Below are 13,731 nucleotides of genomic sequence, written 5' to 3'. Positions count from 1 at the left end.
AAGATGACCGAGACTTCCAGGATGAACGAGGAACAGATCGCGGAGGCGATAAACAGCGCCTTCCCACAGGGCATCACGAGCATAGAGGTCGCCCCCAGGCGCATCTTCCTCACGATAAGCAAAGATATTCTATTGGACCTCTGCAAGAAGCTGAAGAACGAGCTGGGCTTCGAGCATGTTAGCTGCTCCTGCGGGGTGGACATGAAGACCCACTTCCAGGTGGTACATCACATTTCATCTTATCAGAACAAGGTGGTCGCTGAGATCGTGGTCGACAACATCTCCAAGGATAAGCCTGAGGTGGACTCCATCACCCCTCTATGGGGAGGGGCCAATTGGCATGAGAGGGAGACCTACGATATGTTCGGGATCATCTTTGTCGGGCACCCGAAGCTGGAGAGGCTTTTGATGGCCGACGACTTCCAGTTCTTCCCGCTCAGGAAGGACTTCAACCCAGGGAGGAGGGTATCATGACCGAGATGTGGATGAACATGGGTCCTCAGCACCCGATGACGCATGGGCTGTGGAACCTCAGGGTCAAGGTGGATGGTGAGAAGATCACTGAGGCCCAGCCGGTCATAGGCTACCTGCACCGCGGCTGGGAGAAGATGGTCGAGGCAAGGGACTTCCAGCAGATCATCCCGATGGCCGACCGTCTATGCTATGGGTCATCGATGACCTGGAGCCACCTTTATTGCAGGACCATCGAAGAGCTCATGGATGTAGAGGTGCCAGAAAGGGCCCAATGGATCAGGGTCATTGTCTGCGAGATGCAGCGCATCGCCTCTCACCTTATGTGGTTGGCCGCAGTGGGCACTGACCTAGGCTCATACACCATTTTCTTATATTGCATGAGGGAGAGGGAGCTGTTCCTTGACCAGCTGATGAACCTCACCGGGGCGAGGATGACATACAATTATCCGCGCATCGGAGGGGTCAGGAACGACCTGCCAGAGAACTTCGAGAGGGACACATTGAGGGTGCTGAACCTATTCGAGAAGAGGTTAAAGACAGAATATGAGGCGCTATGTGACAAGACGGTATCCTACCGCATGAGGATGGAGAATACCGGATACCTTTCAAAGGCGGACGCCATGAACCTAGGTGTCACGGGCCCGAACATGCGCGGCTCGGGCGTCGATTTCGACATCAGGAGGGACGACCCCTATGAGAAATATGATGAGGTCGATTTCGAGGTATGCGTTGAGCAGGAAGGGGACTCATATGCGCGCTATCGCGTCAGGATGAGGGAGATGCAGGAGTCCTGCAACATCATCCGTCAGGCGTTCAAAAAGATGAGGCCTGGCCCGGTGCGTGTCAAGGCGCCCAGGAATGCGCCGAAGAAGACAGCCTTCGCGCACGTCGAGGACCCGCGCGGCGAGGGCCTGATGTATGTCGTCGGCGATGGGACGAACCAGCCTTACAGGCTGAAGGTGCGCAGTCCGATATTCGTATCAGTCTCTGCTGCCCCTGTCATGCTCATTGGAGAGAAGGTCGCTGATGTCCCCGCGATCATGGGTTCGATCGACATGTGCCTTGGAGAGACGGACAGGTGATCAAAAATGAACATCGACCTTGATTTCTCCACCATTTACACGTTCATGTTCAGCTTGGTATCTTGGTTGCTCTGGGCAGTAGGGAGGGTCCTGGGATTCATCGGCATCGATGAAGGCAGCTTCTTCTATCCGATCAAGCAGTTCTTGGTCGACCCCCAGTTCGTCACATTTGTATCCTACCTGCTCGTGGCCGTCATATATTTCGTCTTCGTGTTCCTGTTCGCAGGCCTCACGGTCATATGGATGGAAAGAAAGCTTCTCGGGCGTTTCATGGACAGGCGTGGTACCCAGGTGGGCGTATTAGGTCTGTTCCAGAACTTCGCGGACGGGATCAAGACCCTACTTAAGGAGATCATCATACCCCGCGATGCCGACCAAAAGGTGTACACATGGGCGGTCGTCCTCATCATCGCCACGTCGGCGATGTTGATGGGGCTCGTCCCATGGGACGATGAGTTCTATGCCGTCAACGTACCGTTGGCATTATTGCTGGGACTTGCGGTGTTCTCCTTGGCCCCGTTCGCCATACTTATAGGCGGGTGGGCGTCCAACAACAAATACACCGTCATAGGAGGCATGCGTGCCGCCGCCCAGCTCATCGCATACGAGGTGCCGATGTTGTTGGTCGTGGTGTCGCTCGTCGTCATGACCGGGTCTTTGAACTTTGTAGAGATAGTCAACTGGCAGAACGATAACATAATCTTGCTGGTCCCATTGGCCATCGGCGCGCTCACATTCTTCGTGGCCGGTATCGCAGAGGTCGAGAGGGTCCCGTTCGATCTTCCCGAGGCGGAGGCCGAGCTCGTCGAGGGGTGGCAGACGGAATATGGAGGTTTCCGCTGGGGCCTCATCATGCTATGTGACTACATCAGGGCGTATATCGTCTGTGCGCTGTTCGCCATATTGTTCCTCGGCGGTTGGCTGGGACCTGAGCCTATTCCAGGTGCGGTCTGGCTTCTCTTGAAGACCTTCTTCCTGTTCTTCATGATGGTATGGGTGAGGGCCGCTATGGTCCGTATCAGGACCGACCAGATCCTCAAGATCGGGTGGAGGCGTCTCCTTCCCTTGGCGGTCATCAACCTGGTGGTCGTCGTGCTGATCAAAGTCTACTCGGTTGGAGGTTGGTAAGATGGCCGAGGAAGTCAAGAAGCGTACAACTTACAGGAGCAGGAAGGAGCTCAAGCCCCGGCTGTATATCGGGGACCCGATGGTCGCGGTGTTCAGGACCCTTGTCAGGACGACGATCAACCGTCCGAACACGATATTGTACCCGTGGGAAAAGCTCATCATGCCCGACTGTTTCCGTGGACGCCCGGGCATCCGGCTCGAGAAATGCATTGAATGCAAGAAGTGCGTGAAGATCTGTCCGAACCAGTGCATCCAGATGGTGCCTATTGACCATCCCACCTTGGGAAAGGTGAACAGGCCCCAGGTATATGTCGCGCGATGCATGATGTGCGGCTATTGTGCAGAGGTCTGCCCCACCAATGCGATGATGGTCACGCCAGAGTTCGAGCTTGCGGCATACACCAGGTCTGACCTCATGTTCGACCCTTTCAAGCTTCAGTATGAGCACAAGCCCGGATATGAGGTCCATTCGCCGATGATCACCCCGTCAGAGCTCAAGGCCGGGAAGACCGAATCTCATGACAAGGGCGACATGGCCATCAAGGACACCGTCGAGTTGGACCCGAAGAAGTGCATCAGCTGCCAGCGTTGCGCCAAGACCTGTCCGGTCGGAGCGATAACTATGGCCGACACCGGCGAGGTGAACCCGAAGACCAACAAGCCGGTGAAGAGACCGGTCTTTGACAACAACAAGTGCGTCTCTTGCGAGCAGTGCGTCGAAGTGTGCCCGAAGAGCTGCCTTTCGATGAAGGAGGCGATGTGAGATGGCTTTTGACCTGGCCCCTATTACGTTCATGGTGTTCGCCGGCCTTACGGTCGGCGCTGCGATCTCAGTGCTCGTAACGAAGGAGATAGTCCGGAGCGCGGTGTTCCTGGCCTTTACCTTTGTCGGCGTGGCGATTACATATCTGTTCCTGAACTCAGAGTTCATCTCGCTCATACAGATCCTTGTCTACGTGGGCGCGATCAACGTCCTGATCCTGTTCGGGGTTATGCTCACGAAGCGCAGGCTCATGGGAGGTGGTGCCTGTGAGTAAGACCAGATTCCAAACAGGCCCGTTAGGCTCCACCATCGCAAAGCTGGTCGTCGTCGGCCTATTGGCGGTGACGATATTATATACGATATACGAATGGGCCGGTCTCGGCGAGATCGGCACATATCCGATACTCTCCAACATGACCGAGTCCATCGGCAACCTGCTGTTCACGCAGTGGGGGGTGGTGGTAATGGTGCTCGCCCTCATACTGTTCTCTGCCATGATGGGCGGGGTCTTCATCGCACAGGAGGAGGATGAGTGATGGACACGACCTCAATACCGATCAGCTGGTTCCTGATGCTGTCCACGGCCCTGTTCCTCATCGGGGTGGCGGGCGTGCTCATCAAGAAGAACGCGATCATCATCCTGATGTCCATAGAGATGATGCTGAATGCGGCCAACATCAACCTGGTCGCCTTCTCAGTTTACAACAACGATGCGACCGGACAGGTCATGGCCTTGTTCTCGATAGGTCTGGCCGCCGCAGAGGTCGCGATAGGTCTTGCGATATTGTTGAACCTGAACAAACTTAGGGACACCGTCGAGGTCGACGACCTCTCAATACTGAGGTGGTAAAATGGACTTTGAGCCTATCTTCAAGCTAGCGTGGGTCATACCGCTCTTACCGCTGATATCGTTCCTGATCGTCGGATTCCTTGGGAAGAAGATGAAGGACAAGGGCGGGGTCGTCGCGATCGCGCTCGTCGGGTCGGCGATGGTCTTTTCTCTCATGGTTGCCTTCGGGGCATTGACCGGCAACCTGCCGCAACATGCGGAAGGCGCCTACTTTGAGGAGTCGTTCAAGTGGGTAGAGCTGGGCAGCGGCTACTCATTCGAGCTGGGCATCTATATCGACGCCCTGACCGCACTGATGCTCATAGTGGTTTCGTTCGTTGCGACCCTCGTGGTGATCTATTCGGTCGGATACATGCATGAGGAGGGAGAGAGGCGCAGGAGATACTTCACCGAGATATCGCTGTTCGTCGGCGTCATGCTCGGGCTGGTCCTTGCCAACAACTTCCTTGAGCTGTTCATATTCTGGGAGCTCGTAGGTCTTTGTTCATACCTGCTCATCGGGTTCTGGTTCGAGAAGCCTTCCGCAGCGTCTGCGGCAAAGAAGGCCTTCCTCGTCACCCGTGTCGGTGACGTGATGTTCATGATCGGCCTGATAATACTATTCTGGTCGTTCAAGAGCCTCTCGTTCAGCGAGATATTCGACCCAGCGGCCATAGCTGCCGTGGACCAGACCTGGCTCATGTGGGGCGTGTTCTTCGTGTTCGGCGGTGCGATAGGTAAGAGCGCACAGTTCCCGTTGCACGACTGGCTCCCTGATGCGATGGAAGGCCCGACAACCGTCTCCGCGCTCATCCATGCAGCGACGATGGTCAAGGCGGGCGTCTACCTGGTGGCGAGGATGTTCCCGCTGCTGGTGGAGAACGCCCATCTCAACGTACCAGATGTTCTGATATTCATAGCGGTCATAGGAGGGGTCACTGCGTTCATCGCTGCGACGATGGCCTTGAACTCGCCGAACATCAAGCGTGTCCTGGCCTACTCTACGATCAGCCAGCTAGGTTATATGTTCCTGGCTTTGGGCACAGGGGGCTATCTCCTTGCAGAAGGACACACCGAGGAAGGCATCCTGGGCTACTCCGCCGGAATGTTCCATCTGATGAACCACGCCTTCTTCAAGGCCCTTCTCTTCCTCAGCGCGGGTGCGGTCATCCACTATGTCCACACCGAAGAGATGGCGAAGATGGGCGGACTGCGCAAGTACATGCCGATAACCTCCCTGGTGATGCTAATCGGCGCGCTATCGATCGCCGGTATCCCTCCATTGAGCGGCTTCTGGAGCAAGGATGAGGTATTGGCGACGGTCTTTGAGGCTGGTTCAACGAACTGGATATTCGCTTTGCTCTGGGTCATGGGGGTCGCCACGGCCTTCATGACCGCATTCTACATGTTCCGCATGTGGTTCCTGACCTTCACTGGTCCCGAGGGGTCTGCGACGAAGCACGCCACGGCCCACGGAGAGCATCATGAGGGACATGATGGCAAGGAGCACGGTCACGCCAAGGCGGGCAGGTTCAAGGAGCACACCCCGAAGGTGATGACGGTTCCTTTGATGTTGCTCGCGGTCCTGGCTCTGTTCTCAGGAATGGCGGCGCTGTTCTTCTTCGGCGAGTCGTTCTATGGAACAGTCTTCTTCGAGGAGCCGATACATGAGACCTCCGTCGAGATACTGGAGAAGGTGTTCACGAGCGTCCTGACCTATGTGTCCATACTGATAGCGGCCGGTGGGATATTCCTTGCATATATGGCCTTCTACAAGAAGAGGATCGATGTGGCGGCCATCGTCAACAGGCCCGCGATACGACCGCTCTACAACATGCTGTTGGCCCGCTACGGATTCACCAAGGGATACGACCAGTTCGGTCTCAAGGTCGTGTACGGGTTCTCGCTGCTGCTCGACTGGTTCGACAGGAACATAATCGACGGCATCGTCAACGGCATCGGAAGGGTCAGCCTGAAGGCCGGGAGGGGGCTGCGCAAGGTCCAGACCGGGTTCGTGCAGACCTATGCCGGGATAGCGGTGGGCGGTGCGGTGGTCCTGATGCTGCTTATGTATCTTCTACTGTCAGTGATGGGGGTGGACCTTAGTCCTTGAGGTGATCATGATGTTGGAAAATGTACCTATACTGTCCCTATTGTTGGTCCTGCCCCTCATCGGGGCGTTGGCAGCCTTCATGGTCGGACCAAGGGCCAAGATATCGAAGATGATCGCATTGGGGGCCTCAGCTGCCACTCTGGTGCTGGCCTCGCTCCTCATGCTGGAGTTCTTTGCCCTCGGTAAGGAAATCTTTGGAGAGTACCAGTATGGTGAGAGCTATGAGTGGATAAAAGCGGCCGGGATAAACTATATCCTCGGCGTCGATGGCATATCGGTCCCGATGGTCTGGCTGACCGCCCTGCTCTGCTTCCTGGCTATATTGTTCTCCTGGGATGTCGAGACCAGGACCAGCCAGTACATGGGCCTCATGCTCGTGCTCGAGGTCGGCGTGCTCGGGGTGTTCATGGCGCTCGACTACTTCCTGTTCTATGTGTTCTGGGAGGTCGTGCTGATCCCGATGTATTTCCTGATCGCGATATGGGGAGGGCCCCGTCGTGACTACGCGTCCCTGAAGTTCTTCATCTATACGCACGTCGCATCCCTTGTGATGCTCATCGGTATCTTCGCCCTTTACTTCGAGGCATCGAATGCCCTTGGCTATAGGACGTTCGACATGCAGGCGATCGCCACCGTCTCGGGTGATTTCAGCATCGCCCTGCAGACATCGATCTTCGCGGCGCTGCTCATCGGTTTCATAACGAAGATGCCCATGGTCCCTGTGCATACTTGGCTCCCCGACGCGCACGTCGAGGCCCCGACCGCAGGGTCGGTGCTGCTGGCAGGCCTCTTGCTGAAGATGGGGTCCTATGGTATCATCAGGATATCATTGCCCAGTCTGCATGGCGCCTGGGACCTGGACGCTGGCGCTTATGGAGGCCTTGTCGAAGGCTTCAGCGATATGCAGGTCGTCATGATAGTGCTAGGTGTCCTGTCAATGATCTACGGGGCCATAATGTGCATCGCCCAGAAGGACATCAAGAAGATGGTCGCTTACTCCTCCATCAGCCATATGGGCGGGGTCATGCTCGCCTTCTCGACCTTCACCGAGATAGGTCTTGCCGCCGGCGTCTTCATGATGTTCGCTCATGGCCTTATCACGGCCGTCCTCTTCATGATGTGCGGTGTCGTCCAGCATAAGACCGGCACAAGGATGATACCAAGGTTGGGAGGTCTTGCCGCCAAGATACCCGTCGCGGCGACGTTCATGATGATCGGCTTCATGGCATCCCTCGGGCTGCCAGGCCTGGTCGGTTTCATCGCGGAGTTCGCGATATTCGTATCGACGTTCGAGGCCTTCGACTGGCTTCTCCTGGTCCCGATAATGTCGGTCGCGCTCACCGCGGCCTATTATATCTGGGCCATGCAGCGCGTCCTCTTCGGTCCGCTCACGAAGGACATCGACCTGGAGCATCTGCATGACGTCTCCTGGTACGAGGCTGCGCCGCTGGCGGTGCTGGTGTTCTTCATAGTGCTGTTCGGGATATGGCCCGCACTGATATTGGACTACATCACGCCGGCCGTGACCAAGGTCCTCATGGGAGGTTTCTGAGATGGTAGATTATACCGCAATAACGCCAGAGATCGTGCTGGCAATGTTCGCCATCGCCCTTCCTGCGTTGGGCATGGTCACCAGATCGTCGAAGGTCCTGGGGGCTTTCTCCCTTGTAGGTATAGCGCTGGCAGGGTTCAGCATATGGTCCATCACGGACGGATATTCGTTGCCTGTCGGGTTCCAAGGGTTCGTGCTGTTAGAGGACTTCGCGGTCATCTTCATGTACGTGTTCCTGGCCGTGGCCTTCTATGTCATCCTGGCCTCGATAACCTACGTTGACGGTGACAGGCACAAGCCAGAGTATTACTCGTTGATCCTCCTGGCGACCGTGGGCATGTTGTTCGTCGCCTGTGCCACCGACCTGTTCGCGCTCTTCATCGGGATCGAGCTTACAAGCCTCTCATCATATGCGCTCGTGTCCTTCCGCAAGAAGGACGTGAAGAGCGCTGAGGCGGCGACCAAGTACTTCATCATCGGCGCGATGTCAAGCGGTTTCGCGCTGTTCGGTATCTCCTTGGTCTATGGGTACGCGGGCACCACGAGGTTCGACGGCATCAACTACTACCTCATCACCCAAGGTACCGAGAACATCGAGATCATGTGGGTCGCGATGATCATGACGGTGGTCGGGTTCGGTTTCAAGATCTCGATGGTACCGTTCCATATGTGGGCCCCTGACGTCTACGAAGGAGCTCCGACCACGATCACCGCGATGCTTGCAGCTGGCAGCAAGAAGATGGGCTTCGTCGCCATGTTCAAGTTCTTCCTTATCGGCATCATAGCCATAAAGGCGGACTGGGAGCTGCTGATGGCGATCATGGCCGTGGCAACGATGACGGTAGGTAACCTCGCCGCCCTCAACCAGACCAATATAAAACGCATGTTGGCCTATTCTTCGATCGCCCAGGCGGGCTACATATTGATGGCGATCCCTGTGGCGACTGACTACGCGCTCGCCGGCGGATTGTTCCAGATCGTGACGCACGCCTTCATGAAGGGCGGGGCCTTCATGATAGTCGCCACGCTCGGTGTGGTGGCGGTCGGTGAGAGCATCAACGATTATAAGGGGCTCGCAAAGAGGTCACCGTTGATGGCCATCTCCATGACCATCTTCCTCCTGTCGCTAGCGGGCATACCACCTCTGGCCGGATTCGCCTCAAAGTTCTTCCTGTTCTCCGCGCCCATCGATGCGGTCACCTCAGGTAACGATTGGCTGTTATGGCTGACCGTGGCCGCGATCATCAACAGCGCGATATCTCTTTTCTACTATGTGCGGATAATAAAGTACATGTTGGTGGAGAAGGGGGAGAACCAGGAAAAGCTGAAGCTGCCGAGCACAATGGTGGCCGCCGTCCTCATCTGCGTGACCGCGGTGGTGGTCATGGGCATCTTCCCAGGTCCGTTCTTCGAGGCCTGCCAGAACGCGGCATCGAGCTTCTTTGCGTTCCTGTCGTGAGCGCCCAAACCTCTTAACAGACCTTAATTTTTCCTTTTCATTTTCATTACTGGCCTTACAAGCAATGCATCAGGACGAGAACATATTTTGGAATAACCGTTAAGTACGCATTCACCATATCGAGCGGCAATGGTCCTGACGTGGGACTCTACAATAAGAGAAGAGCTGGACATGGTCGAGCAGGAGATGCGCGACCGTGTATTCTCCGAGCAGAGCCTCCTCACTGAGATATCGCTTTATGTCATCGGTTCCGGAGGTAAAAGGATCCGTCCGGCGATAGCCCTGCTCTCGTTCAAGGCCAACGGAGGTAAGGACCCCGCAAAGGTGATCAAGATAGCATCGGCCTTTGAGATGATACATGCCGCGACCCTCATCCACGACGACATCAATGATGCAGGTGAGTTCCGTAGGGGCCGGGAGGCCGCATACAAGCGCTTCGGCACCCAAAGGGCCCTGATCGCCGGCGACTTCCTTTTTGTCAAGTCATTCAAGCTCGGCGGCACCTTCGACGAGAAGATCGTCGATATGATAGCCGATGCCTGCACATCCATCGCCGAGAGCGAGATGTTGCAGATAATCCACGAGCAAGATGCTGAGACCTCGCTAAAGGACTACCTTAAGATCATAGAGGGAAAGACCGCTAAGTTCATGGAGGCGAGCGCCATGATAGGTGCCTATCTCGCGGGCGCGGACAGTGAACGCATGGCATTGATGGGAAGGTATGGTCTGAACATCGGGATAGCGTTCCAGATACGCGATGACATATTGGACGTGGTGGGCAACCAGGCCACGCTCGGTAAGCCGAGGGGGGTGGACTTCATGGACGGCAAACCGAACCTTGTCCTCCTATATGCCATGGCCGATGAGAAGGTCGGTAAGGACCTAAAGGCCCTTTTCCTGAAGAAGGGAAAGACAAAGGACGATCTCGAGAGGGCTATGGCCCTCGTGTCGATGACCGACGCGGTGGCGAGGGCGAGGATGATGGTCGCCGATTATACGTCCAAGGCGAAGGATGCGGTGATCGAAATGGGCACGGCGTCGAGCTACACAAGGTCCATGGAGATGCTCGCAGACTCACTTGAGGAAAGGAACATCTGATGCGAAATGTTCCAGGTCAGCTTCATATAATCATATCGGATGACACAGAGTGATCGCATGGTCGAAAAGGTCGAGGTCGATGTCCTGGTCGTCGGTGCCGGGCCGGCAGGCAGCACGACCGCGGAGCATGCCGCCCTTAACGGTGCCGAGGTACTGCTGATCGAGAAGAGACCGGTCGTCGGTGAGCCTGTGAGGTGTGGCGAGTTCATGCCCCATGTGGAGGAGATCTCTCAGATATTCCCTGATGCATTGGACATAGCACCTCTCTTTGAGATACCTGGCGACCTCCGCTTGCTGGAAACGGCCTATATACGCCTATATTCTCCAAAGATGAGGAGCTGGGAGGTCCCATTCGCTGGGTATACCACCGATAGAGGAAGGTTCGACCAGTATCTGGCCAAGAGGGCCGTCAAGGCAGGTGCCAAACTAATAACCGGGGTCAAATACAATGGCCTGAGGGACGGTGTGGCACTTGCCGATGGGATGGAGATCAAGGCCAAAGTCGTGGTGGGGGCCGATGGCCCATTGTCCAAGGTGGCCAAGGACGCAGGGCTCGGCAGGTCGACCGACCTATGTCCGGCCGTCACGGTCCAGGTCAATGGGGATTTTGATCCAATGCCGGAGATGTACTTCGGGTCGGTAGCCCCGGGCGGATATGCATGGATAATACCAAAGAAGGGCTCAGCGAACGTCGGCCTGGGCGTAGCGAAGAGATTTGCCAAGATGACCGTCGGTGAGTACTTCGATAGGTTCCTTGAACAGAAGGGCCTTCGGTCCGAAATGCCGGTCATGGGCAAGTTCGTCCCAATGTCAGGCCCGATAAGGAGGGCGGTCAACGGGAACATCATGCTGGTGGGGGATGCCGCGGGTCAGGTCATGGCCGTCAACGGCGGTGGGATACCGATAGCGATGCTGTGCGGGCGTTTCGCCGGAAGGGTCGCGGCGATGCACATCAAGAACGGGGCACCTCTTGAGGACTATGAATCATTGTGCAGGAAGCAGATCTATGGGCCTTTGAGGACGGCGGTCAGGACGAAGATGTTGGCCAACACCTGCTTCGGCAGCACCTGGAGGTTAGAGATGGCAATGCGCTCTCTAGGGCAGAGGCGGATAAACAAGTTGATCAGGTGCAAGCCGATATTGCCCTGACACTACCTCCTTTTCCTTCCTCTGATCATCCCAAGGACCGCGCGCGGGGCGCTCTTGATGACGCTGCCAGCATTCCACTCCAGGTCGCCCTTCTGACATATCGTGGAATTCATAAGCTCCTCTGAGCTCTTCTTAAGGGACATCAAGGCCTCTTTCTTCATCCTCTCATCTTCAATGGCAACGACCTCGTCGATGCGTCGCATCATCTCCCTTGCGGCAGCGGTCCTGCATTTCCTGTCTTCCAGCTCCCTTGCGTCGATGAGCCCGCATTCATGGCGCACCTCGTTCAGGATGTCCGCCGCATCATATGACACCTCTGCTATGTCGTCCCTAATCATCCATCTGGTCTCATATGATAGCACATATTTCCAGCTTGGGCTGAGAAGTCGCCTTCTATGCTCCTCGAGGGTCCTTGCCAGAGAGATATATCCGAGCTTGTCGGCATTCTCAAAGGCGATGCTGCCCGGATCTAGGAAAGGCGCGAGAGGTGAGGTATATACGAAAAGCCTTGTGTCGTTCGAGACCACATCGTAGAGCCTCTTGGCGTATCTCGCGCTGTCCAATGCGGAGATGCGCGTCTGCTGGGGAAGCCCTATCATGAAGAAGATATCGAAGCGCCTTGCATCCTGATCGAGCGCATTATATACCGTCTTTTCCATGGAGGCGGTGTCAAAGTTTCGGCCCAATGCCCTTCTGACGGTCTCATCATGCGAGTCTGGTGAGAATTCTATTGAATATGATGAGAGGTTCTCCTTCGCCTGCTTGAAGAACTCCAGAGGTGCTGGGGTGAAGAGCTCGAGTATGACCTGATTATCTATGCCCAGCTCCTTAGCCCTTGAAAAGAATCTGTCAGCGTAGTGCTTCCCTCCCTGTCTCAGGTCCCCGACGACGAACGTCGGCGCCCTTAGGTAGTTCTGTATGTTGTAGATGTCCTCGGCGACCTTCTCTGGAGAACGGAAAGCTGGCCTGGACCTCCCTAAAAATCCTTTCATTGCGCCGCAGGACCCCCCGCACACGGCACATTGCACGGTGCAACCCCTGACCGTGAAGGCGACCGTGAGCGGATACCTGTCCCAGTCCTTGAAGGGTTTGGCACCTTCCAGGTCCCGATGTCGGATGACGGACCTCACGATCCATCCGTAATCCACATCAAGGTGGTCCAGGTCCTTTGGGACATAGGTGATCGGATTGGAACGGACCTTCCCACCCTCCTTCCAGGTGAGGTTCTGCACCTTTGATAGGTCATTCCCCTTTTCCAAGGCGTGGAAAAGCTCGCAGACAGGGACCTCGGTGGAGTCGCCGCGAAGGACCATGTCGACCTGGTCATAATTGATGAGCTCTTGATGATAATACGTGGAAGAATAACCTCCGAAAAGGATCTTGGAACCAGGATGTTTATCCCGGACGATCCTCGCTATCTCAAGTGAACCATGCGCATGGGGCAACCAATGAAGATCGATGCCGAAGACATCCGCATCCAGTCTGGATATGAACTTCTCGACATCGAGCTTAGGGTCATTGAGCATCATGCTTGCAAGATTGATGATCCTGACGCGGTACCCCTCAGAGTGCAGGGCCGTGGCCATGGTCATGAACCCGAAAGGATACATCTCGAACACAGGGGTTGAAGGGACCAGGTCGCTGACCGGACCATAAAAGAGGAACTCCTTCCTGAAATCATATACGCTCGGAGCATGCAGAAGTATCAGGTCCATTTTGGCCATTTGTTCCTTCCTCGGACATTGCGGAAAAAGTGCTAGGGTTATAAGAAAGGTTTGGGCGATCGGACCTTTGACCTGCGTTTATGACCAGGGACATGCATTTACCCATCTGGATGGGGACCGCTACGGAATATTGATCGGGATGCGTTCAAGGACCTCGTCCTATAGGACTGGCATGGTATGATATGACGGTGAGGCCACGCTCCGAGGCCCGATCATACGCTTGGAGACACAATGTCTCCTCGTGAGGACATGTAGGATAGGTCCATTTTATGCATCTCTGCGATCAGCAGGCTAATTTTATTAATGTATTATTATAATATATAATAGATTGAGTGCCACCGGACATTTCGGACCTCTTGC

General features: G+C 55.6%; 13 protein-coding genes. 12 read left to right on the top strand and 1 reads right to left on the bottom strand.

Annotation, left to right across the window (positions count from 1 at the left end; genetic code table 11):
• Positions 1–3 precede the first annotated feature (3 nt).
• From HPY73_03610 to HPY73_03555, 12 genes are all read left to right on the top strand, one after another.
• A complete protein-coding gene (locus HPY73_03610; protein QLH74625.1) occupies positions 4–474 on the top strand; it encodes an NADH-quinone oxidoreductase subunit C in 471 nt (156 codons plus the stop codon).
• Positions 471–1,556 (top strand): NADH-quinone oxidoreductase subunit D, encoded by a 1,086-nt coding sequence (locus tag HPY73_03605; protein QLH74624.1) that lies wholly within the window; start codon positions 471–473, stop codon positions 1,554–1,556. Before HPY73_03610 ends, HPY73_03605 begins: the two co-directional genes overlap by 4 nt.
• A gap of 6 nt (positions 1,557–1,562) precedes the next feature.
• A complete protein-coding gene (gene nuoH, locus HPY73_03600) occupies positions 1,563–2,684 on the top strand; it encodes an NADH-quinone oxidoreductase subunit NuoH (protein ID QLH74623.1) in 1,122 nt (373 codons plus the stop codon).
• Between the two features lies 1 nt (position 2,685).
• Complete coding sequence (locus HPY73_03595) at positions 2,686–3,447, top strand: 4Fe-4S dicluster domain-containing protein (protein QLH74622.1); 762 nt, start codon at positions 2,686–2,688, stop codon at positions 3,445–3,447.
• Position 3,448: 1 nt separating this feature from the next.
• Positions 3,449–3,721, top strand: coding sequence for an NADH-quinone oxidoreductase subunit J (locus HPY73_03590; protein ID QLH74621.1), 273 nt, complete (start codon positions 3,449–3,451; stop codon positions 3,719–3,721).
• A complete protein-coding gene (locus HPY73_03585) occupies positions 3,714–3,983 on the top strand; it encodes an NADH-quinone oxidoreductase subunit J (GenBank protein QLH74620.1) in 270 nt (89 codons plus the stop codon). The genes HPY73_03590 and HPY73_03585 overlap by 8 nt, the downstream gene beginning before the upstream one ends.
• On the top strand, positions 3,983–4,297 hold the full coding sequence (nuoK, locus tag HPY73_03580; GenBank protein ID QLH74619.1) for an NADH-quinone oxidoreductase subunit NuoK: 315 nt from the start codon (positions 3,983–3,985) through the stop codon (positions 4,295–4,297). The genes HPY73_03585 and nuoK overlap by 1 nt, the downstream gene beginning before the upstream one ends.
• Position 4,298: 1 nt before the next feature.
• Entirely contained in the window at positions 4,299–6,389 is a 2,091-nt protein-coding gene (gene nuoL / locus HPY73_03575; protein QLH74618.1) for an NADH-quinone oxidoreductase subunit L, read from the top strand.
• Positions 6,390–6,399: 10 nt separating this feature from the next.
• Positions 6,400–7,941, top strand: coding sequence for an NADH-quinone oxidoreductase subunit M (locus HPY73_03570; GenBank protein QLH75643.1), 1,542 nt, complete (start codon positions 6,400–6,402; stop codon positions 7,939–7,941).
• A 1-nt stretch (position 7,942) separates the two neighbouring features.
• Complete coding sequence (locus HPY73_03565; GenBank protein QLH74617.1) at positions 7,943–9,400, top strand: NADH-quinone oxidoreductase subunit N; 1,458 nt, start codon at positions 7,943–7,945, stop codon at positions 9,398–9,400.
• Positions 9,401–9,529: 129 nt separating this feature from the next.
• The gene (locus tag HPY73_03560; protein ID QLH74616.1) at positions 9,530–10,498 is read left to right on the top strand and encodes a polyprenyl synthetase family protein; all 969 of its coding nucleotides are present in this window, start codon (positions 9,530–9,532) and stop codon (positions 10,496–10,498) included.
• Between the two features lie 57 nt (positions 10,499–10,555).
• The gene (locus HPY73_03555) at positions 10,556–11,647 is read left to right on the top strand and encodes an NAD(P)/FAD-dependent oxidoreductase (GenBank protein QLH74615.1); all 1,092 of its coding nucleotides are present in this window, start codon (positions 10,556–10,558) and stop codon (positions 11,645–11,647) included.
• 2 nt (positions 11,648–11,649) lie between these two features.
• Here HPY73_03555 and HPY73_03550 read toward each other — a convergent pair whose 3' ends face one another.
• The gene (locus HPY73_03550) at positions 11,650–13,371 is read right to left on the bottom strand and encodes a TIGR04190 family B12-binding domain/radical SAM domain protein (GenBank protein QLH74614.1); all 1,722 of its coding nucleotides are present in this window, start codon (positions 13,369–13,371) and stop codon (positions 11,650–11,652) included.
• Positions 13,372–13,731 lie beyond the last annotated feature (360 nt).

The organism is Methanomassiliicoccales archaeon, assembly GCA_013415865.1.
GTDB lineage: Archaea > Thermoplasmatota > Thermoplasmata > Methanomassiliicoccales > UBA472 > MVRC01.
Note: the sequence above shows the minus strand (reverse complement) of the source record. Positions and strands in the feature narration are given on the sequence as shown.